The following is a 20357-nucleotide window of genomic DNA, read 5'->3' as shown; positions in this document are numbered from 1 at the left end:
TTGCTCTATCCTTCGATTTTTCCGCCAGCAGCTTCAATAGCTTCGCGAGCGCCTTTGGTGACTTTCAGACCTTTAACAGTCACTTTACGACTGATTTCGCCAGACTTAATGACTTTAGCAGCCAAAATGTTCTTACGAATCAAGCCTGCAGCTTTTAACGTTGCTAAATCAACAACGTCACCTTCGACTTTCGCGATCTCTGCCAAGTTCAATTCTGCAGTGGTCATAGCCTTGCGAGAAGTGAAACCAAATTTAGGCAGACGACGCTGGATTGGCATTTGACCGCCTTCGAAACCTGGCTTCACGCTGCCACCAGAGCGAGATTTCTGCCCTTTGTGACCACGACCACCGGTTTTACCCAGACCTGATCCAATACCGCGCCCAACGCGCTTCTTGCTGCTTTTTGCACCAGGTGCGGGAGAAAGATTATTTAATTCCATCATTTATCCCTCCACCTTAATCATATAATTTACTTGGTTCACCATACCGCGGACTGCAGCAGTGTCTTCCAACTCTACTGTGTGACCAATGCGGCGGAGACCCAAGCCACGTAGTGTAGCTTTATGCTTCGGTAAACGACCGATAGAGCTACGCGTCTGTGTTACTTTGATTGTCTTTTTCGCCATTGTTCACTACCCCAGTATCTCTTCAACGCGCAATCCACGCTTAGCCGCTACTTGTTCAGGCGACTTCATGTCGTTCAGCGCCTTAATAGTGGCACGAACAACGTTGATTGGGTTGGTTGAACCATATGCTTTTGACAGCACGTTATGAACACCTGCAACTTCTAGTACCGCACGCATCGCACCACCGGCGATGATACCTGTACCTTCTGACGCAGGCTGCATGTATACCTGTGAACCTGAGTGACGTCCTTTAACAGGATGCTGTAAAGTTTCGCCTTTCAGTTGAACGGTAACCATGTTGCGACGTGCTTTTTCCATTGCTTTTTGAATAGCGGCAGGAACTTCACGCGCTTTACCATAACCAAAACCGACTTTACCTTTACCGTCGCCAACTACAGTCAGTGCAGTAAAGCTAAAGATACGACCACCTTTAACAACTTTTGCTACACGATTAACTGTAATCAACTTTTCAATCAGTTCACCATTTTGAGCTTCTACATTTGCCATGTTCGTCTCCTAGAACTGAAGTCCGGCTTCACGAGCTGCGTCAGCCAAAGCTGCTACGCGACCGTGGTATTTGAAACCACTACGATCGAAAGAAACGCTTTTAACGCCTTTTTCAATCGCTCGTTCAGCGATAGTTTTGCCCACGACTTTAGCTGCGTCTACGTTACCCGTAGATTTAAGCCCTTCGCGAACACTTTTCTCTGCAGTCGATGCGGCTGCCAGCACTTCAGAACCGTTAGGTGCGATCAACTGTGCGTAAATGTGCCGTGGTGTACGGTGAACGACCAGGCGATTTGCACCCAACTCTTCAATTTGTTTACGTGCGCGAGTAGCACGACGTAAGCGAGCTGCTTTCTTGTCCATCGTATTACCCTACTTTTTCTTGGCTTCTTTACGGCGCACTTGCTCGTCAGCATAACGTACACCTTTACCTTTGTAAGGCTCTGGCTTACGGTATGCGCGAATGTTAGCGGCAACTTGACCGACTAACTGCTTATCTGCACCTTTAACGACGACTTCAGTCTGAGTCGGAGTTTCGATAGTAATTCCTTCTGGAATTTCGAACTCCACAGGATGCGAGAAGCCCAGAGTTAGGTTCAGTTTTTTACCTTGTGCTTGCGCACGGTAACCAACACCCATCAACTGTAACTTACGTTCGAATCCTTTAGTGACTCCGACCACCATGTTTTGTAACAATGCGCGAGCTGTACCAGCTTGAGCCGTTGAATTAGCGACACCCTCACGAGGGTTTGTGCGTAATTCGCTGTCTTCTTTTACCAGTTCAACTGCATCGTTTACAACACGACTCAGTGAGCCTTGAGCACCTTTAATCGTGACTTCCTGGCCATTTAGCGTAACTTCAACGCCAGCAGGAATTTCAATAGGTGCTTTAGCAACACGTGACATTTCCTACCTCCTAATTACGCTACGTAACCAATGATCTCGCCACCAAGACCAGCTTGGCGAGCGGCACGATCGGTCATCAGGCCTTTTGACGTCGAAACAACTGCGATGCCAAGGCCACCCATTACGTTAGGCAGCTCGTTGCGCTTCTTATAGATACGCAAACCAGGGCGACTAACGCGCTCGATTGATTCAATTACTGGCTTGCCTTCGAAATACTTCAATTCGATTTCAAGCTCAGGTTTAGCAGTGCTCTCAGCGCTGTAACCCGTAATAAAACCTTCTTCTTTCAGAACTTGAGCAATCGCCACTTTCTGCTTAGAAGACGGCATTTTAACCGTTACTTTATTAGCACCTTGAGCGTTGCGAATGCGTGTGAACATATCCGCAATTGGATCTTGCATGCTCATATTTGCTTTCTCCCGTGATTCGTGGCTTACCAGCTAGCTTTTTTCAAGCCAGGAATTTCACCGCGCATCGCCATCTCACGGACCTTAATACGGCTCATGCCGAATTTACGAAGGAAACCATGAGGACGACCAGTAATACGACAACGGTTACGTTGACGTGACGGACTGGCATCACGTGGGAGCTTCTGCAATTTCAGAACTGCTTCCCAACGCTCTTCGTCTGATGCATTTACGTCATTAATGACCGCTTTCAGTGCGTTGCGTTTTTCTGCGTATTTTGAAGCGATTTTAGCTCGCTTCACGTCACGCGCTTTCATTGACTGTTTTGCCATAACTCTACACCTTACTTTCTGAACGGGAAGTTAAAGGCAGCTAGCAAAGCACGAGCTTCGTCATCTGTGCCAGCATTAGTGGTAATGGTGATATCCAGACCACGTACCTTGTCGACTTTGTCATAGTCGATTTCCGGAAAGATGATCTGCTCACGAACACCCATGCTGTAGTTACCACGACCGTCAAACGATTTAGGGTTGAGGCCACGGAAGTCACGGATACGTGGGATTGCAATCGAGATTAAACGTTGCAAAAAGTCCCACATGCGCTCGCCGCGCAGAGTTACTTTACAGCCAATCGGGAAGCCTTCACGGATTTTGAAACCGGCGACAGACTTGCGTGCAACAGTACGAACAGGCTTTTGACCAGAAATGGCCTCTAAGTCTGCGACTGCATTATCAAGTACTTTTTTGTCAGCCAGAGCTTCACCAACACCCATGTTAAGGGTGATTTTTTCAATCCGAGGGACTTGCATGACGCTGTTGTAGCTGAACTCTTTCATCAGTCCAGGAACTACCGATTCTCTATAAAAATCATGCAGTTTCGCCATCGTAAAACTCCAAGTTTAAATTAAATGATTGCGTTGTTCGATTTGAAGAAACGGACTTTTTTGCCGTCTTCAACACGAAAACCAACACGATCTGCTTTACCTGTCTCTGGATTAAAGATCGCAACGTTAGAAACATGAATAGGTGCTTCTTGTTCTACGATGCCGCCAGACTCACCTAAAGCCGGATTTGGCTTCTGATGCTTCTTGACTACGTTAACGCCTTCGACGATAACGCGATCTTTATCAGTAAGAACTTTCAGGACTTTGCCTTGCTTGCCCTTGTCCTTACCTGCCAGGACGACTACTTCGTCATCACGTTTAATTTTTGCCGCCATAATTGACTCCTTATAGTACTTCTGGTGCCAGCGAGATAATCTTCATAAACTGCTCTGAACGCAGCTCACGAGTTACCGGACCGAAGATACGAGTGCCAATGGGCTGTTGGTTGCTGTTCAACAACACAGCCGCGTTGCGGTCAAAACGGATGACCGACCCGTCTTGACGACGGACGCCTTTTCTGGTGCGAACGACCACCGCATTCACAACATCACCTTTTTTCACCTTACCGCGCGGAATTGCTTCCTTAACAGTAACTTTGATGATATCGCCGATGTTTGCGTAGCGACGGTGCGAACCACCTAGAACCTTAATACATTGTACGCTGCGCGCGCCGGAGTTATCGGCAACGTCCAGGGTAGTTTGCATTTGGATCATTTCAGTGCCCCGCTTAGTTAAAAAAACAGACCCTCTCGGGTCGTGCTGCCTTTGGTTTTTCCCTTATAAAAAGGGCGGCGAATTGTAACAGATAAAATTTGGATGTGGTAGGGCAATCTCACTTTTTTTCGTAAGACAGGATGAATAACGGATTATAACAGTTGAGATTATATTGGCAGTCATCCGTTACAATGGTAAATTCGTACATCGTTTACAGTTAATTTTCATTTAGTTAGTGGCTACAAAAGCGTTAGCAATGAGACAACGGATGAGCCTATGAATTTACTCATTATCATCATGGCGCCACTGTTTGGTGCGTTATTACCTTTATTACTAAAACAAACGCCACGACTGATAAAAACCGGCGTCACACTCCTGATACCGCTAACTGGCATAGCTATCTTATTAAGCTATGCGCCACAAACACTGTCCGGCAACATTCCTAAACATTTTATTGAGTGGCTACCGTCTATTGGTCTCGACTTTGCTATTCGCCTCGACGGTCTCTCTCTTTTATTTTGTTCGTTGATACTAGGTATCGGTGTCCTTATTATTGGTTATGCCCACTATTACCTATCTTACGAAGACGACGACTCAAGGTTCTATGCCTGCTTACTCCTTTTTATGGCTTCAATGCTCGGCATTGTCATGGCAGACAATATTTTACTTATGTGGGCGTTTTGGGAGCTGACCAGTATTTCTTCATTTCTCCTTATCGGCTATTGGTTTCACAGCAGCGATGCCCGGCGCGGGGCTCGTATGGCATTAGCAACAACAGGCGCAGGCGGGCTGGCTTTGCTAGCTGGTTTACTGATTATCGGGAACATCGCGGGAAGCTATCAATTTGACGATATCGTCGCATCGGCAGACGTTATAAAGAACCACGAGTATTACACCGCAGCGCTTGTCCTTTTATTGCTTGGGGCTTTCACCAAGTCAGCGCAGTTTCCATTCCAGTTCTGGTTGCCACACGCAATGGCAGCACCTACACCGGTCAGTGCGTACTTACACTCTGCTACCATGGTAAAGGCGGGAATATTCCTATTGGCCCGATTCCATCCGGTCATGGCAGGAACAGAGCTTTGGTTGACCATTGTGACGGTCACCGGCTTAATCACCATGTTAGTCGGTGCTTACTTCGCTCTATTGAAGCATGATTTGAAAGGGCTATTAGCATTTTCAACAGTCAGTCACCTCGGTTTGATTTGCATGCTGTTAGGCGTTGGCTCACAAGCAGCAGTTATAGCCGCTATGTTCCATATCATTAATCACGCGTGCTTTAAGGCCGCCCTATTCATGACAGCCGGTATTATCGATCATGAGTCTGGCACTCGTGATATGCGCAAACTTCAGGGGTTGATGGGTCTGATGCCAATTACAGCAACCCTCGCGATGGTAGTGGCGGCATCGATGGCTGGTATCCCACCCTTTAACGGTTTTATGTCAAAAGAACTTTTCCTTGATCAAGCTGCCCAACAGCACTTGTTTGGGGGCTTATCCTGGTTTGTACCGGTGCTTGCCACTGTGGGGGCTGCCCTTTCCGTAGCCTATTCAATTCGCTTTATTCACGATGTGTTTTTTAACGGTGAATATAAGGAACTGCCTAAAAAGCCACATGACCCGCCACGCATGATGTCTGCACCGGTTGCATTATTAGCGCTGCTTTGTATTGCTATAGGCCTCGCGCCAATGCCAATAGTGTCGGAGCTGCTAAATTCCGCAGTGACCGCTGTCACAAACACTCAAACAAACGTCAAGCTCTCATTATGGCATGGGTTTAATATTCCTCTGTTAATGAGTGCAATAGCGGTTGTTGCAGGGATACTAATTTACATTGCCAGAGACCAGTTATTTACTTTCAATAGACAGTTTGATGGTCAGGACGCAAAACATAACTTTGAACGAATCGTTCAAAAAGCCAGTGATGCTTCATCGCAACTGTTTGACAAATTGGATACGGGCTCTCTGCAACGATATATGGCGTTTGTTTTAATCAGCGTCATTGTCATATTACTGCCTTCGCTTATTGATATTAGTGCCCTTACGGGAAGCTCACCTCAACAACCGATAGATACCGTTTCGATGGTTGGCGCCATCGTGTTAATCGGAGCCGCTTTCGGAACGGCTACACTGCATCGGAATCGTTTTGTTATGCTTATGATGCTCTCTGTTGTGGGGTTAATGGTTTCCTTAGCATTCGCTCACTTCTCAGCGCCCGATCTGGCTATGACCCAGTTAGTCGTTGAGGTTGTGAGCATCATTCTGATGATACTGGCGCTCTTTTTTATGCCACAAAAAACGAATAGAGCATCAAGCGGTCACCGGGTTTTTCGCGATATCATCATTGCTAGCTTTATCGGCGGTATCGTTGCCACGTTAAACTTCGCAATTTTAACGTCTCCAGCAGAGTCAATTTCCGACTTCTTTATTGCTAACGCAAAAACCGGCGGCGGTGGCACTAATGTTGTCAACGTTATTCTCGTCGACTTTCGTGGCTTTGATACGCTTGGTGAGATAACCGTCTTAGCTATCGCCGCAGCCGGCATACACAAATTACTTAACAAACTTAAGCCGTTTATGCCTTCAAGTGATGTTGACGGCCGACCATGGCACCGGATTAAACATCCATTAATGCTAACGAACGTCGCCAACTTAATCTTACCGATGGCAATGGTCGTTGCTGTTTATATATTCCTGCGTGGCCATAACTTACCCGGAGGAGGATTTATTGCCGGGCTTATTGCCGCATCTGCAATGATTCTTCAGTATGTTGCAAATGGCGTTGATTGGGTTAAAGAAAGATTCAATATTAATTATCAATCGCTCATGTCTATTGGGGTCATGACAGCAGCACTCACCGGCCTGGGAAGTTGGCTGTTCAATAAACCGTTCCTCACTAGCTGGTTTACATACTTGGACTGGCCTGTTGTCGGTAAATGGGAGTTTGCTACAGCACTCCTGTTCGACTTAGGCGTATTCCTGACGGTTATTGGCGCCACCATGATGATTTTAAGTAATTTCGGCAAAATGACGACACGCCATCGTCCAACTCACGAGGGCAACTAATGGAAACGTTATATTCAGTCACCGTCGGTATCCTTACAGCCTGTAGCGTCTTTCTTATTCTCAGAGGACGTTCTTTTCCGGTGGTCGTTGGAATCACGATGCTGTCTTATGCGGTTAATTTATTCTTATTTTCGACTGGCCGCTTAACGATAGATGGTGCACCAATACTTGGCACCAGTGACAGTTATGCTGACCCTTTGCCACAAGCGCTAGTACTAACAGCCATTGTCATCGGTTTCGCAATGACTGCTTATTCCATCATTCTTGCCGTAAGAACTCGAGGCGAAGTCGGCACAGATGAAGTCAGTGACAGCAACTCGGAGGATAACCGCTGATGTGGCATCAACACCTAGCGATACTTCCAATTCTTATTCCACTATTTACAGCACTATTGCAGTTGTTGCCATGGGGTGACCGGCCGCAGCCCAAAAGACGGGCAATTGGCCTTGCTGCGAGTATTCTGACACTGGTCGCGAGCACATTCCTCGTTATTGAAGTTAACTCTCAAGAAATGCTGGTCTACTTATTGGGTAATTGGGAAGCCCCTTTTGGCATTGTTCTTATGGTCGATAAGCTTAGCGCCATGATGATGCTGCTTACTGCCATACTTGCGCTTCCTGTACTTGTATATGGCTGCTACTCTGAAGACAATCTGGGCTCCCACTTCCATGCGCTCTTTCAGTTTCAGATAATGGGCATAATGGGTGCTTTCGCCACAGGTGACTTATTTAACCTGTTTGTTTTCTTCGAGGTTCTGCTCATATCTTCCTACGCTCTGCTTATGCACGGCGGAGGTAAGTTTAGAGTAAGAGCGACCCTTCACTATGTCTTACTGAACCTATTGGGTTCCGCTCTTTTCTTGATAAGCGTAGGAACCTTATACGGTGTCACCGGCACTTTGAACATGGCTGATATGGCCGTTAAAATACAGGCGTTGAGTGGCGATCAGGCGGTGCTCGCAAAAGCCGGTGCGCTTATGTTGCTCATCGTGTTTGGGTTAAAGGCTGCGTTACTGCCACTTCATTTTTGGCTACCGCAAGCATACTCGACAACCAGCGGCGTCGTTGCGGCTCTATTCGCAATAATGACGAAGGTTGGGATTTACTCAATCATTCGTGTCTATACATTGATATTCGGTGCCGACGCCAATGAGCTCGCCCTTATCGCCCACGACTGGTTGTGGGTAATGGGTTTATTAACTATGCTCGCAGGCGCCGTTGGTATATTAGCCGCTCGTGACCTTCGCTTAATGGTTGCCTACTTGGTTGTTATTTCTGTGGGAACCATATTGACGGCTTACAGCCTGTTCTCCACTCAGACAACCGGCGCTGCACTGTTTTATTTGATTCATTCAACATTTATAACAGGGGCACTGTTCCTTCTCGCCGATGTTATGGCATTTGAAAGGGGGAAGACCGCTTCCCGCATTGTATCGGGCAAAAAGATGGCGAACCACTCGACCTATGCAGTCATGTTCCTTGTGTCGGCCGTTGCCATCATTGGACTTCCCCCCCTCTCCGGTTTTGTGAGTAAATTAATGATTCTGGAATCGGCCAATGCGAACGGACATAACTTTTGGTTATGGGCTGCTATTATAGGCGCCACTTTCATTATGCTGGTGGCCGTTACTCGGGCAGGCAGTAAAATGATTTGGCACACGCTATCGGGAAAACCGTCCGATCAATCGGCGGCGTTGGGTAAGAGAGCCTCAATTGCCAGTCTATTATTGCTGTCATTATTGATGACTGTATTTGCAAACCCAATACAACAGTACACTCAATCAGTAGCTGAGCAACTTGAGCGTACGGAAGACTACCCAAACTGGGTTTTAGGATCACCGGAGGTGTCAGATGAATAAACTGTTACCGGCCCCCATGTTAAGCCTTTTTTTGCTGGTTATTTGGCTTTTATTGTTTAATTCTATCAGTGCTGGGGTGGTATTGTTGGGGCTTATCTTCGCCCTGCTTATTCCTATTTTGTTCAAGCCAGCCTGGCCAAGCTTTGTTAGAGTAAAAAAGCCGCACCTAGCCGTTATCTATTTCTTCATTTTGCTCTACGACATTATTATTGCGAACTTTAAAGTTGCGGCGCTAATTGTCGGCAAAAGACGCTCTATTACACCCGCATTTTTCGTTTTCCCGCTGGATATGAAAGAAGAACTGCCGGTAACCATTCTGGCAAGTACCATAACGCTGACGCCGGGTACCGTTTCTTGTGAAATCACTCGCGGGAGAAAAGGTATTTTGGTACACGCATTCTCGGAGGAAGACCCCAACGAGGTGATTAAAGTAATTCGTCACCGCTACGAGCGCCGATTAAAGGAGATATTCCAATGTTAGGTACCTTACTGCAAATTGCGTTTTTGCTGTTTAGCCTGGCAATCCTGATGAATTTCTGGCGTCTCATTAAAGGCCCTGATCTTCCCGACCGGATTTTAGCGTTAGATACTATCTACATAAATTCTCTGGCGTTGCTTTTATTGCTGGGTCTGTATCAAAACACTCAAACCTATTTCGAAGCCGCACTGCTCATCGCGATGTTTGGCTTTGTGGGCACTATTGCCGCAGGTAAGTTTCTCTTGCGCGGCGATCTTATAGAATAAAGGGTTCATATTATGGATGCGTTAAACGAATTACCCGTATGGAGTCAGTGGCTAGTCGGCTTCTTTATTCTACTGGGCGCTGTTTTTGCGTTTATCGGCTCTTTAGGGCTTGCGGTTCTGCCTGACTTTTTTACGCGACTTCATGCACCAACAAAAAATACGACCTTAGGTATTGGTGGTATTGTTATCGCCACTATCATTGTCATGAGCTTACAAAACGGACTGTCTTTGAGTGAGCTACTTATTGCGATTTTTCTATTCTTAACCGCACCGATTAGTGCACACATCATGGCCAAGGCAGCGTTACACACAGAGCTCCAGATGTTTCATAAAACGAGAGATTATCGTAAAGAAGGTGATGCTTACGAGCATGAAAAAACCGACTCTTAAGAGTCGGTTTTTGATATCTTAAAACGTCAGTTCGGTTTAGAAATAATAACCAAAGTTAATATTAAAACGGTTATTAACCTCACCACCATCTGTCGCTATATTGCCGCCAATAAACGGTTGGTTTTTTGCTCTAACGAAGTCGACATAAGTATAAAAACCACCGCCGGCTGCGACAGCTACACCTAAGACATTCATCCAGGTATCGTCTTGATAACCAGCTTTATCAGTAATGATGCTGTGGTCATTATAGAATGTCAGGCTGGTAATTGGACCAATTTCTACAGGCAAGGTGTAGGCTACGTTACCTGTGTAGATTTTTGCCTCGGTTGGAATCGCGTCGTAGTAAGCATAAGCTCCCATATAAACGCCCGTATTCTCAACGTCTAGGTCATACTCATAGTCCGCATATTGAAGTTGAACATTCCATGGACCGTTGTTGTAGTTACCGTGCGCGCCCCACGCAAACCGATTACCCACGTTTTGGTTTTCGAATTGCTGTAACGCAGAGAAGCCATCCGCCGCGCTCCCGGAGTAATAATTGTTACCTTGCGCTGATAAACCAAGTTCTAAATTATGGTCATCACTAAAGGTAAAAATACGTGCGCCGCGTAATGCATAACTATTGCTCTCACCGATTGGCAACGCCGGCGTGTCATAAGCGCCTTGCCCCGGTGCACGAATACCGACCGTGTCATAGTTATAACGAGCTGTGCGGTCGCTGGTAGAGCCATCAACACCGCCTTGCTCGTCTGACTTATGATAAGCAATATCAAAGTGCCAGTCGTCGCTACGGTAGCGTAAACGAACACCGTTGTCGTGCTCGTCTTCTAAACCAACGTAAAAGGTAGAGTTAAAGAAATAACTGTGGGAGTTATAAGGCATATTGCCGAAAGGTACTTTCACCACACCCACCTGACCTTGCCAGTTGTCAGTGAAGTTGTAACCGAACCACGCATGTTTAACCACATCCATATAATGGAACCAGCGGTACTCAGCAGATAAAATCACGTCACCAATTTCGCCGTCGAAGTTAAGACGGAAGATATCAAAATCTAAGTCTCCGCCACGATTTTCATTGCCTGAGTTATAGTCGTTATATTCGTATTGGAAACGCACTGCGCCATGAATTTTAATCGGCCAGTTTTCATTCTCTTCCGTTTTTTTCTCAAGTTTGTCTAAGCGAGCTTGAACGCCTGTATCATAGGCGACGGTACGGGTGTTTGTTGTCTCTTTTGCTGCTGTATCTTTATTCACTTCGCGCTTTTCAACAACAACGAGTTTTTCTTTTTCCTCCTGCTCCTTTTCTGCCAAACGTTTTTCAAGCTCAGCGAGACGCTCTTTTAGTGCTTGAATTTCATCTTTGACGGAGCCTCCATCTTGCGGAGCGGCAAGCACCGGAGACGCAGCAAGCATAGTTGCCGCTAAGAAAAGACTTTTAGACATAGATGTCTCCTTACAGGTAAGGCGTAATAACTACGCTATTTATCTGAAATAATTCTATTTTAAATTCAGATATTTGTACTTACTAAGTAAAGGTTTAGATCAAAAAAAAGGCCTCCGCAAGGGAGGCCTTTTTATTTTCTACTTCGTTATCTGCGTTTAGACAACAGTTGCACGCTCTACAATTTCAACCAATGTCCAAGATTTGTTCTTAGACAGAGGACGACATTCGCGAACAATCACGGTATCGCCCTGTTTAACTTGGTTGTCTTCGTCATGCGCGTGTACCTTAGTTGTACGCGTGATGTACTTCCCGTATACCGGGTGCTTTACACGACGTTCAACAGCTACAGTGATGGTTTTATCCATCTTATCGCTGACAACTTTGCCTTGCAGAGTACGAACACGTTTTTCTTCAGCCATTACGCACCTGCCTTCTCATTTAAGATGGTTTTAACACGTGCGATATTGCGACGCACTTGTTTCATCATGTGAGTCTGATTCAGCTGACCAGTTGCCGCCTGCATGCGCAGATTAAACTGCTCACGACGTAGGTTCAGCAATTCTTCTTGCAGCTGCTCAACGGTTTTTTCTTTCAGTTCACTTGCTTTCATCACATTACCGTCCGAGTCACAAAGGTTGTTTTGAAAGGCAGTTTACGTGCCGCTAAGCGGAACGCTTCACGTGCCAACTCTTCAGGAACACCGTCCATTTCATACAGAACGCGACCTGGTTGAATCTGAGCAACCCAGTATTCAACGTTACCTTTACCTTTACCCATACGAACTTCTAAAGGCTTCTTGGTAATAGGTTTGTCTGGGAATACGCGGATCCAGATTTTACCCTGACGCTTAACGTGACGAGTCATTGCACGACGGCCGGCTTCGATTTGACGTGCAGTCATACGACCACGGTCAGTTGCTTTTAAACCGTATGAACCGAAGCTGACTTTGTTACCAGACTGCGCCAGACCACGGTTGCGGCCTGTGTGAACCTTACGGAATTTTGTACGCTTAGGTTGTAACATATCGTCTCTCCTTACTTACGGTTTTTGCCGCGCTTAGGAGCTGGCTTTTCTTCTGTTGGCAGGCCACCTAAAACCTCGCCACGGAAAATCCAGACCTTCACACCGATGATACCGTAAGTGGTGTTCGCTTCTGAAGTCGAGTAATCAATATCCGCACGTAATGTGTGCAGAGGTACACGACCTTCACGATACCACTCAGTACGTGCGATTTCTGCGCCGCCTAAACGACCGCTAACTTCAACTTTGATACCTTTAGCACCTAAGCGAATAGCGTTCTGTACAGCACGCTTCATTGCACGACGGAACATAACTCGACGCTCTAACTGACCAGCAATGTTGTCAGCAACAAGCTGTGAATCCAGTTCAGGCTTACGTACTTCAGAGATATTGATTTGCGACGGCGCGCCAGTCAATTTCTGAACTTCTTTACGCAGCTTTTCTACGTCTTCACCTTTCTTACCGATAACAACGCCAGGACGCGCAGTGTGAATAGTCACACGAACACTCTTAGCTGGGCGTTCAATTACGATACGAGACACTGATGCGTTACGCAGTTCTTTTGTCAGGAACTTACGTACCTGATGGTCACTGTGTAGGTTATCAGCAAACTCATTTGTATTCGCATACCAGGTTGCATTCCATGGTCTGGAGATACCTAGGCGAATACCATTAGGATGTACTTTCTGACCCATAATTTATCTCCTAGCTATCCGACACGACCACAGTAATGTGGCTGGTGCGCTTAAAGATACGATCGGCACGGCCTTTCGCACGTGGCTTGATGCGCTTCATTGTTGGACCTTCGTCTAAAAAGATCTTAGCAACTTTCAGCTCATCGATGTCCGCACCTTCGTTGTGCTCCGCGTTCGCGATTGCTGACTCTAAAACTTTCTTAATTAAGCCAGCAGCTGCTTTCGGGCTGTATGCCAGGATATCCAGCGCTTTTTCTACTGGAAGTCCACGGATTTGGTCTGCGACCAAACGGCCCTTTTGAGCAGAAACGCGGGCAAATTGGTGTTTAGCAATTGCTTCCATCACTCTCTACCTCTTACCGTTTCTTCGCTTTCTTATCAGCAGCATGGCCGCGATAAGTACGGGTTGGTGCGAATTCGCCCAGTTTATGACCGATCATTTCGTCTGAGACGAAAACCGGAACGTGTTGACGACCGTTGTGAACAGCGATAGTCAAACCGATCATATCAGGGATGATCATTGAACGACGGGACCAAGTTTTAATTGGCTTTTTATCCCCGGCTTCCAACGCTTTCTCCACCTTATTTAGCAGGTGAAGGTCAATAAATGGACCTTTTTTAAGAGAACGTGGCATGTTTAATCCTCAACTCTTATTTGTTGCGACGACGTACGATAAATTTATCAGTACGCTTGTTCTTACGGGTTTTGTAGCCCTTGGTCGGCGTGCCCCATGGACTTACAGGGTGACGACCACCAGAAGTACGGCCTTCACCACCACCATGTGGGTGATCAACTGGGTTCATCGCCACACCACGTACGGTAGGACGAATACCACGCCAGCGGTTTGCACCGGCTTTACCCAATTGACGCAGCATGTGTTCTGCGTTACCAACTTCACCAAGAGTAGCGCGGCCTTCAGCTTGAACACGACGCATTTCACCAGAGCGCAGGCGAATGGTTACATAAGCACCATCACGCGCCAAAATTTGGCAATATGCACCAGCTGAACGAGCCATCTGCGCACCTTTACCAGGCTGTAACTCAACAGCATGCACAACACTACCCACTGGGATATTACGCATTGGCAACGTGTTACCTGGTTTGATAGGCGCATCTGAACCAGATTGAATGCGGTCACCCACGTTCAAGTTCTTAGGCGCTAAAATGTAACGGCGTTCACCGTCTGCATACAGAACCAAAGCAATGTTTGCTGAACGGTTCGGATCGTATTCAATACGTTCCACTTTTGCAGGAATGCCGTCTTTATTACGTTTGAAGTCGACAATACGGTAGTGGTGTTTGTGACCACCGCCGATGTGACGAACCGTAATACGACCGTTATTGTTACGACCACCAGATTTGCTGTTCTTTTCCAGCAATGGTGCGTAAGGCTTGCCTTTATACAGTTCCTGACCAACGACTTTTATCTTGTGGCGTTGACCCGGAGACGTAGGCTTACTTTTAACTACAGCCATGTTTATTCCTCCTGTTACTCAGCGCCGCCAGCGAAGTCAATGTCAGCACCTTCTTTCAAGGCAACATACGCTTTTTTCCAGTCGCTACGTTTTCCGAAACGGAAACCGGTACGCTTGGTTTTACCCTTCACGTTGACGGTACGTACGTTTTTGACTTCAACTTCAAAAAGTTTTTCGACAGCTGCTTTGATTTCGGCTTTTGTCGCATCAACAGCTACTTTGAATACAACCGTGTTGTTGTCTTCAGCAGTCATTGTCGACTTTTCCGAAACGTGAGGTGCTACAATCACATTAAGCAAACGTTCTTCGCGCATCATGATAACACCTCCTCAAGCTGCTTGACGGCGTCTGCAGTCATCAATACTTTTTCGAAAGCAATCAGACTGACAGGGTCAATACCCTGAACGTCACGCACGTCTACTTTATGCAAGTTGCGAGACGCTAAAAATAGGTTCTCGTCAACTTCTTTGGTTACGATTAACACATCGTTCATATCCATTTCTTTTAGCTTTGCAGCCAGTTGCTTCGTCTTTGGCTCTTCAACACCAAATTTTTCAACAACAACCAAACGCTCTTGGCGAATGAGTTCAGAAAGGATGCTTTTAATCGCACCACGGTACATTTTCTTGTTAACTTTCTGGCTGTGGTTTTGCGGTTTAGCCGCAAACGTTGCACCACCAGAACGCCAAATTGGACTACGGATAGTACCCGCACGAGCACGACCAGTCCCTTTTTGACGCCAAGGTTTCTTACCGCCACCTGCTACTTCAGAACGAGTCTTCTGAGCTTTAGTGCCCTGACGAGCACCTGCAGCGTATGCTACAACTACTTGATGGACAAGGGCTTCATTAAACTCACGTCCAAAGGTAGCTTCGGAAACCTCAAGAGCGCCTTTTGCGTCTTTCAATGTTAATTCCATCACTATTCTCCTCAGACGTTATGCCTTGACCGCAGGTTTAACGATAACATCACCACCGGTAGCTCCCGGTACCGCACCTTTGATTAATAAAAGGTTACGCTCTGCATCGACTCGAACAAGTTCAAGTGATTGCGTAGTGACTTGTTCATTACCCATTTGGCCAGCCATTTTCTTGCCTTTGAATACCTTACCAGGCGACTGGTTTTGACCGATTGAACCCGGTGCACGGTGAGCCAATGAGTTACCGTGAGTAGCGTCTTGCGTACGGAAATTCCAGCGCTTAACAGCACCAGCAAAACCTTTACCTTTAGAGGTACCAGTAACGTCTACTTTCTTAACTTCTGCCAAAACTTCAACAGTCAGCTCTGCACCAACTGCGTAGTCTTCGCCTTCGCCATTTTCCAGGCGGAATTCCCAAAGACCACGACCTGCCTCTGTACCAGCTTTAGCGTAATGACCTGCTAAAGGCTTGGTTACACGGCTTGCTTTCTTCTCGCCTGTGGTCACTTGAAGGGCACGATAACCGTCTGTGTCCTCAGATTTAACCTGAGTCACACGGTTCGCCAGCACTTCGATCACAGTAACAGGAACAGAAGCGCCGTCTTCCTGGAAGACACGCGTCATTCCTACTTTACGACCGACTAGACCTATAGCCATTGTTAAAACCTCTCGTGTGTAATCCTATTACTGCCCACTTAACCCAAGCTGATTTGTACATCAACACCAGCTGCCAAATCTAAACGCATAAGCGCGTCTACGGTTTTGTCAGTTGGGTCCATGATGTCAATCAGACGCTTGTGGGTGCGGATTTCGTACTGGTCACGCGCGTCTTTATTCACGTGTGGAGAAATCAGCACGGTGAAGCGTTCTTTCCGTGTTGGCAGTGGGATAGGACCACGTACCTGAGCACCAGTGCGTTTTGCAGTTTCTACGATCTCTGCAGTTGACTGGTCGATCAGACGGTGATCGAACGCTTTCAAACGAATCCGAATTCTTTGATTAGCCATAAATAAATCAAAGCCTCAATAAAAAGAGCATTTAAAAAAGAGCACAGAAAATCGCAACCTCCCTGGCACATACCGGGGGTGCGATATTCTACGTCAACCGTTCAGTCCCCAATCGGGACTGTTGTCGAACCCCAATAAATAAAAAGCTTGCGCTGAAAATTTATGGAGTGGCCGCGAATTATACGGATTCACGGCCTTTTGTCAAGGCTTAAAAGCTCTTAATTAGTGTGCCTCGGCGTAGTCTTCGACAGCCTTCCAGACACGCATTAAGTTTTCGCCCAGAATCATCTGGATTTCTTTTTCAGAGTAACCTCGGTCGAGCAATCCCTGAACCAGGTTTGGGTAATCGGAAACATCCTTTAGCCCAACCGGTAAGGAATCTCCAACGCCATCATAGTCTGAACCAATACCAATATGTTCGACGCCGATGAGCTCTTTTACATGATCGATATGGTCTAAGACAGTTTCCAGTGTAGCAAACGGATACGGGTTATTTGCTTCAATTTCGGCGATGCGGCGCTTTGCTTCCTCACTGTCTTCTCCGAATTGCTCTTTTACTGCGTTGATGCGCTTTTTCATCATATCGCGGTAACGATTCGCCTGCTTCGCCAAAAATGAAGAGCCAAAGTTAATTTGAATGACCCCTTCGTTCTCAGCCAAAGCTTTTAGCATATCGTCGCTCATATTTCGTTCGAAGCCTGGCGTGTACTTACGTAACGATGAATGAGAAGCAATGACGGGTACCTCACTAATTTCAACCGCCTGATAGAATGCATCATCAGAGATGTGAGACACATCGACCATGACGCCGACTTTATTCATTTCCTTTACCAGCTTTTTTCCGAAAGGACTGAGACCGTTCCATTTACGGCGAATATCATAAGACGAGTCAGAAATATGATTTGATAACGAGTGCGCTAGAGTAATATAGCGAATACCGCGCTCGTAAAACATGTGTAGGTTATCGAGATCCCCTTCGATAGGGGTTCCGTTCTCCATTCCGAGCGCTATCGACATTAAGCCTTTTTCTTTGTTTTCGCGAATATCTTCTGTGCTGTATGCCATGGCAAACTTGTCCGGCGCACGAGCGACCAAAGCTTCCATACCGTCTATTAGTTCATGCGCCAACTGAATACTGCCGCCACTTTCTTCATAAGATGCCGGTATATAAATGGACATAAATGGCGCATCGAGCCCACCTTCTACCGCTCGTGGGTAGTCGAAGTCACCGTCTTCAGTTGCAACAGATACATCGTCCCACTTGTCACGGATACGATACGGAACATCAATATGAGTATCGATAAGTAAATACTCATGCGCCAAATCAATTGCTTTTTCAGAAGCCTGATATTGTGTTTCTTGTTCGTTAGATGATGATTGGCTGGCGGTTGCACAACCCGTTACAGCAACCAAAACGGATGCGGCAAGTAATGACTTTAACATGCGTATTCCTCGTTATTGTTTTTAGAGATATACGCAGATTAGCAAAAGTCTACCCTTGTCGCATCATTGATGCGCTCAATCCCATTGCAGCTCCGATAACTAACGTCCCTATTACTGGAGCTGCCAGCCAGCCAACCCACCAAGGCTCAAAGATAATCATATGTCACCTTATTGGACTTGCTTAGCTTTAGTATCTTCTGGCTGCTCACTTTTAGCTGGCTCTGCAGCAGCTACCTCGAAAGAAAGCGCTTCTGAGGCCCACTCTTGCATAGATGACACTGCGGTTTCCTTAATCAACTGAAGACCTTCAATTGTCATTTGCGTGACTTGGGCTTGTATTTCTTCCGAAAGAGATGTTTCTTGCTTGTCTGAAGCAAAAGCAGATGAACTGAACAACATAACACCGCTGACTGCACCGATAATTAACGCTTTCATGATTTTCTCCTTTGAATTAGTCATTGCGTTAGTTAAGTCGCTATAAGTAATTCAAAGGTTGTGCCAAAACTTTAAACCCATGAAAAATATAGGTTTTATTGTTTCCTCATGCAAATCACGTTAACTTTCAGTGGTGAAATAGACCACTTTTTGGTGAGTTTTTTATAAAGGTGTGAGCGATTTACTTCATTAACTCGCTCATCGTCTTTTTATGATCATTTTTGAAATCTAACGCGCCGTTTAAAAGTGATTCTCCACTTTGCGCTTTAGGCCCTTTAACGCTCAGATACTGACGCCAGCGTTTACCACCCGGAAGTCCCTGAAACAGACCCAGCATATGTCTAACCACATGCCATGCTCTACCGCCATTGGCTATGTGCTGATTCACATATGGGATCATCGTGTGGACTACGTCTTCTCGCGTCAATGAATGCGCTTGTTTACCAATAAGCGCATCGAACGTCGTTAGCAACCAAGGGTTCTGATAGGCGGCCCTGCCTACCATAACGCCATGCATATGTTGCAAATGTTCAGTTATCGCTTCGGCAGTTGTGATACCGCCATTAATTGCCACCGGTAAACTGTTATAGCGTTCCTGTGCTTTATACACCCGGTCATATTGTAGTTCCGGAATGTCTCTATTCTCTTTCGGACTTAACCCCTGAAGCCAAGCTTTTCGAGCATGCAAGGTGAGTTGATCTGCCCCGGCTTCTACAACCGCATCAGTAAACGCATACAGAAAGTCATCGTTGTCGTGCTCATCGATACCTAACCGAGTTTTGACCGTTACAGGAATGTCGACCGCTTGCTTCATTGCTTTCACGCATTCTGCAACGACCTTCGGCTCTGCCATTAAACACGCCCCAAAGCTACCATTTTGAACACGATCCGACGGACATCCGACATTGATATTAATTTCATCATAACCGCGCTCCTGAGCCAAAGCAGCACACTGTGCCATGTCTGCCGGCTGAGAGCCCCCTAATTGCAAAGCGACCGGATGTTCTTCTTCGTTATATGCCAGAAAGTCCTGACGACCATGAATAATGGCACCAGTAGTAACCATTTCGGTATAAAGCAGCGTTTCCTTCGTCAGCAAACGATGAAAGTACCGGCAGTGGCGATCGGTCCAATCCAGCATAGGGGCTACGGATAATCGGTAATTGTACGCTGTTGCCACTACTTATATTCCTTATTTGTTACTACGTTACGAAGCGCAACATTCTACCGTAAAGATGTGTGTTTATCAGCATCGAAATTGAGATGTCTCAAGCCTCTTACAGCTTGTAGCAAAAGCCTTTCACTTAACGACAAAACTCACTACAATGGCGTTAACTTTTTTTAAATATTCAGGCTAATGACTCGTCAAGAAGCACAACGACTAATTCGAAAAGCTGAAGTTCTTTGTCAAAAACGAGGAGCAAGGCTAACCACCGCCCGACGTGAGGTTTTCGCTATTTTAGCTGAACACTCTGGATCAATTGGCGCTTATGACTTACTCGATGAGCTTCGGGAAGTGATGCCAAACGCCAAGCCGCCTACTATTTACAGGGCACTGGACTTTCTCCAGGAACAAGGCTTTGTTCATAAAATAACCTCTTCTAACAGCTTTGTGCTGTGTACTCATTTCGATCATCAACACCCTGTACAAATGCTTATTTGTGATTCCTGCGGCGATGTCCAGGAAATTCAATCGGAAGGAGTTTACGACGAGCTAAAGCACCAAGCGGAAGCTCAAGGTTTTAAGGTTGAACAGCAAACCATTGAAGCACATGGCTTGTGCACGAAATGCCATTAGAATAAAAACTAAACAGGTC

The 20357-nt window shown here is 46.3% G+C and carries 32 protein-coding genes; 7 read left to right on the top strand and 25 right to left on the bottom strand.

Annotation, left to right across the window (positions count from 1 at the left end; genetic code table 11):
- Positions 1 to 5: 5 nt before the first annotated feature.
- The 10 genes from rplO to rplN are packed head-to-tail and all read right to left on the bottom strand — an operon-like array spanning position 6 to position 4043.
- Positions 6 to 440 (bottom strand): 50S ribosomal protein L15, encoded by a 435-nt coding sequence (rplO, locus tag CEW91_RS03585; protein WP_053954223.1) that lies wholly within the window; start codon positions 438 to 440, stop codon positions 6 to 8.
- A 3-nt stretch (positions 441 to 443) separates the two neighbouring features.
- Positions 444 to 626, bottom strand: coding sequence for a 50S ribosomal protein L30 (gene rpmD / locus CEW91_RS03580; RefSeq protein WP_053954222.1), 183 nt, complete (start codon positions 624 to 626; stop codon positions 444 to 446).
- A gap of 6 nt (positions 627 to 632) precedes the next feature.
- Positions 633 to 1133 carry a 30S ribosomal protein S5 gene (gene rpsE, locus CEW91_RS03575; protein WP_088767707.1) on the bottom strand — a complete coding sequence of 167 codons (501 nt, stop codon included), beginning with the start codon at positions 1131 to 1133 and terminating at the stop codon, positions 633 to 635.
- Between the two features lie 9 nt (positions 1134 to 1142).
- The gene (gene rplR, locus CEW91_RS03570; protein WP_053954220.1) at positions 1143 to 1496 is read right to left on the bottom strand and encodes a 50S ribosomal protein L18; all 354 of its coding nucleotides are present in this window, start codon (positions 1494 to 1496) and stop codon (positions 1143 to 1145) included.
- Positions 1497 to 1505: 9 nt separating this feature from the next.
- Positions 1506 to 2039, bottom strand: a complete 534-nt coding sequence (rplF, locus tag CEW91_RS03565) for a 50S ribosomal protein L6 (RefSeq protein WP_088767706.1) — start codon at positions 2037 to 2039, stop codon at positions 1506 to 1508.
- Positions 2040 to 2053: 14 nt separating this feature from the next.
- Entirely contained in the window at positions 2054 to 2446 is a 393-nt protein-coding gene (rpsH, locus tag CEW91_RS03560) for a 30S ribosomal protein S8 (RefSeq protein ID WP_053954218.1), read from the bottom strand.
- Positions 2447 to 2472: 26 nt separating this feature from the next.
- Positions 2473 to 2778 (bottom strand): 30S ribosomal protein S14, encoded by a 306-nt coding sequence (gene rpsN / locus CEW91_RS03555; protein WP_053954217.1) that lies wholly within the window; start codon positions 2776 to 2778, stop codon positions 2473 to 2475.
- An 11-nt stretch (positions 2779 to 2789) separates the two neighbouring features.
- Positions 2790 to 3329, bottom strand: a complete 540-nt coding sequence (gene rplE / locus CEW91_RS03550; RefSeq protein WP_088767705.1) for a 50S ribosomal protein L5 — start codon at positions 3327 to 3329, stop codon at positions 2790 to 2792.
- A gap of 20 nt (positions 3330 to 3349) precedes the next feature.
- The gene (rplX, locus tag CEW91_RS03545; RefSeq protein ID WP_088767704.1) at positions 3350 to 3664 is read right to left on the bottom strand and encodes a 50S ribosomal protein L24; all 315 of its coding nucleotides are present in this window, start codon (positions 3662 to 3664) and stop codon (positions 3350 to 3352) included.
- A 10-nt stretch (positions 3665 to 3674) separates the two neighbouring features.
- Positions 3675 to 4043: a 50S ribosomal protein L14 gene (rplN, locus tag CEW91_RS03540; protein ID WP_053954214.1), complete on the bottom strand. Its 369-nt coding sequence runs from the start codon at positions 4041 to 4043 to the stop codon at positions 3675 to 3677.
- 276 nt (positions 4044 to 4319) lie between these two features.
- Here rplN and CEW91_RS03535 point away from each other — a divergent pair, with 276 nt between their 5' ends.
- Genes CEW91_RS03535 through CEW91_RS03510 form a run of 6 tightly spaced genes read left to right on the top strand, consistent with a single transcriptional unit; the run spans position 4320 to position 10101 of the window.
- Entirely contained in the window at positions 4320 to 7109 is a 2790-nt protein-coding gene (locus tag CEW91_RS03535; protein WP_088767703.1) for a monovalent cation/H+ antiporter subunit A, read from the top strand.
- The gene (locus CEW91_RS03530; RefSeq protein ID WP_058576147.1) at positions 7109 to 7444 is read left to right on the top strand and encodes a Na+/H+ antiporter subunit C; all 336 of its coding nucleotides are present in this window, start codon (positions 7109 to 7111) and stop codon (positions 7442 to 7444) included. The genes CEW91_RS03535 and CEW91_RS03530 overlap by 1 nt, the downstream gene beginning before the upstream one ends.
- Positions 7444 to 8967 carry a monovalent cation/H+ antiporter subunit D gene (locus CEW91_RS03525; RefSeq protein WP_088767702.1) on the top strand — a complete coding sequence of 508 codons (1524 nt, stop codon included), beginning with the start codon at positions 7444 to 7446 and terminating at the stop codon, positions 8965 to 8967. Before CEW91_RS03530 ends, CEW91_RS03525 begins: the two co-directional genes overlap by 1 nt.
- Complete coding sequence (locus CEW91_RS03520) at positions 8960 to 9448, top strand: Na+/H+ antiporter subunit E (RefSeq protein WP_088767701.1); 489 nt, start codon at positions 8960 to 8962, stop codon at positions 9446 to 9448. The genes CEW91_RS03525 and CEW91_RS03520 overlap by 8 nt, the downstream gene beginning before the upstream one ends.
- A complete protein-coding gene (locus CEW91_RS03515) occupies positions 9442 to 9711 on the top strand; it encodes a K+/H+ antiporter subunit F (RefSeq protein ID WP_088767700.1) in 270 nt (89 codons plus the stop codon). The genes CEW91_RS03520 and CEW91_RS03515 overlap by 7 nt, the downstream gene beginning before the upstream one ends.
- A 12-nt stretch (positions 9712 to 9723) precedes the next feature.
- The gene (locus CEW91_RS03510; protein ID WP_088767699.1) at positions 9724 to 10101 is read left to right on the top strand and encodes a Na+/H+ antiporter subunit G; all 378 of its coding nucleotides are present in this window, start codon (positions 9724 to 9726) and stop codon (positions 10099 to 10101) included.
- Between the two features lie 36 nt (positions 10102 to 10137).
- On the opposite strand, the gene CEW91_RS03505 is transcribed toward CEW91_RS03510, so the two are convergent.
- From CEW91_RS03505 to dusA, 15 genes are all read right to left on the bottom strand, one after another.
- Positions 10138 to 11544, bottom strand: a complete 1407-nt coding sequence (locus CEW91_RS03505; protein ID WP_088767698.1) for a hypothetical protein — start codon at positions 11542 to 11544, stop codon at positions 10138 to 10140.
- Between the two features lie 156 nt (positions 11545 to 11700).
- Complete coding sequence (gene rpsQ, locus CEW91_RS03500) at positions 11701 to 11964, bottom strand: 30S ribosomal protein S17 (protein ID WP_058576141.1); 264 nt, start codon at positions 11962 to 11964, stop codon at positions 11701 to 11703.
- Positions 11964 to 12155 carry a 50S ribosomal protein L29 gene (rpmC, locus tag CEW91_RS03495; RefSeq protein WP_053954206.1) on the bottom strand — a complete coding sequence of 64 codons (192 nt, stop codon included), beginning with the start codon at positions 12153 to 12155 and terminating at the stop codon, positions 11964 to 11966. Before rpmC ends, rpsQ begins: the two co-directional genes overlap by 1 nt.
- The gene (rplP, locus tag CEW91_RS03490; RefSeq protein WP_053954205.1) at positions 12155 to 12568 is read right to left on the bottom strand and encodes a 50S ribosomal protein L16; all 414 of its coding nucleotides are present in this window, start codon (positions 12566 to 12568) and stop codon (positions 12155 to 12157) included. Before rplP ends, rpmC begins: the two co-directional genes overlap by 1 nt.
- A gap of 11 nt (positions 12569 to 12579) precedes the next feature.
- Positions 12580 to 13260 carry a 30S ribosomal protein S3 gene (rpsC, locus tag CEW91_RS03485; RefSeq protein WP_088767697.1) on the bottom strand — a complete coding sequence of 227 codons (681 nt, stop codon included), beginning with the start codon at positions 13258 to 13260 and terminating at the stop codon, positions 12580 to 12582.
- Between the two features lie 10 nt (positions 13261 to 13270).
- A complete protein-coding gene (gene rplV, locus CEW91_RS03480) occupies positions 13271 to 13603 on the bottom strand; it encodes a 50S ribosomal protein L22 (RefSeq protein ID WP_053954203.1) in 333 nt (110 codons plus the stop codon).
- A gap of 13 nt (positions 13604 to 13616) precedes the next feature.
- Positions 13617 to 13895, bottom strand: a complete 279-nt coding sequence (rpsS, locus tag CEW91_RS03475) for a 30S ribosomal protein S19 (protein WP_026860408.1) — start codon at positions 13893 to 13895, stop codon at positions 13617 to 13619.
- Between the two features lie 16 nt (positions 13896 to 13911).
- Positions 13912 to 14736, bottom strand: coding sequence for a 50S ribosomal protein L2 (gene rplB, locus CEW91_RS03470; RefSeq protein WP_088767696.1), 825 nt, complete (start codon positions 14734 to 14736; stop codon positions 13912 to 13914).
- A gap of 14 nt (positions 14737 to 14750) precedes the next feature.
- Complete coding sequence (gene rplW, locus CEW91_RS03465; RefSeq protein WP_088767695.1) at positions 14751 to 15053, bottom strand: 50S ribosomal protein L23; 303 nt, start codon at positions 15051 to 15053, stop codon at positions 14751 to 14753.
- Positions 15050 to 15655 (bottom strand): 50S ribosomal protein L4, encoded by a 606-nt coding sequence (rplD, locus tag CEW91_RS03460; protein WP_088767694.1) that lies wholly within the window; start codon positions 15653 to 15655, stop codon positions 15050 to 15052. The genes rplW and rplD overlap by 4 nt, the downstream gene beginning before the upstream one ends.
- Positions 15656 to 15673: 18 nt before the next feature.
- Positions 15674 to 16312, bottom strand: coding sequence for a 50S ribosomal protein L3 (gene rplC / locus CEW91_RS03455; protein WP_088767693.1), 639 nt, complete (start codon positions 16310 to 16312; stop codon positions 15674 to 15676).
- A 38-nt stretch (positions 16313 to 16350) separates the two neighbouring features.
- Positions 16351 to 16662 (bottom strand): 30S ribosomal protein S10, encoded by a 312-nt coding sequence (rpsJ, locus tag CEW91_RS03450; protein ID WP_008488677.1) that lies wholly within the window; start codon positions 16660 to 16662, stop codon positions 16351 to 16353.
- A gap of 222 nt (positions 16663 to 16884) precedes the next feature.
- Positions 16885 to 18105: a dipeptidase gene (locus CEW91_RS03445; RefSeq protein ID WP_088767692.1), complete on the bottom strand. Its 1221-nt coding sequence runs from the start codon at positions 18103 to 18105 to the stop codon at positions 16885 to 16887.
- A gap of 168 nt (positions 18106 to 18273) precedes the next feature.
- Complete coding sequence (locus tag CEW91_RS03440; protein ID WP_088767691.1) at positions 18274 to 18540, bottom strand: hypothetical protein; 267 nt, start codon at positions 18538 to 18540, stop codon at positions 18274 to 18276.
- Between the two features lie 181 nt (positions 18541 to 18721).
- On the bottom strand, positions 18722 to 19720 hold the full coding sequence (dusA, locus tag CEW91_RS03435) for a tRNA dihydrouridine(20/20a) synthase DusA (RefSeq protein WP_088767690.1): 999 nt from the start codon (positions 19718 to 19720) through the stop codon (positions 18722 to 18724).
- A gap of 177 nt (positions 19721 to 19897) precedes the next feature.
- On the opposite strand from dusA, the gene zur reads away from it, so the two are divergent.
- On the top strand, positions 19898 to 20338 hold the full coding sequence (gene zur, locus CEW91_RS03430; protein ID WP_088767689.1) for a zinc uptake transcriptional repressor Zur: 441 nt from the start codon (positions 19898 to 19900) through the stop codon (positions 20336 to 20338).
- Positions 20339 to 20357 lie beyond the last annotated feature (19 nt).

This window comes from Idiomarina piscisalsi, from assembly GCF_002211765.1.
In the GTDB taxonomy this organism is placed as follows: domain Bacteria; phylum Pseudomonadota; class Gammaproteobacteria; order Enterobacterales; family Alteromonadaceae; genus Idiomarina; species Idiomarina piscisalsi_A.
The sequence above is the reverse complement of the archived record's forward strand: the minus strand, read 5'-3'. Positions and strand labels throughout refer to the sequence as shown.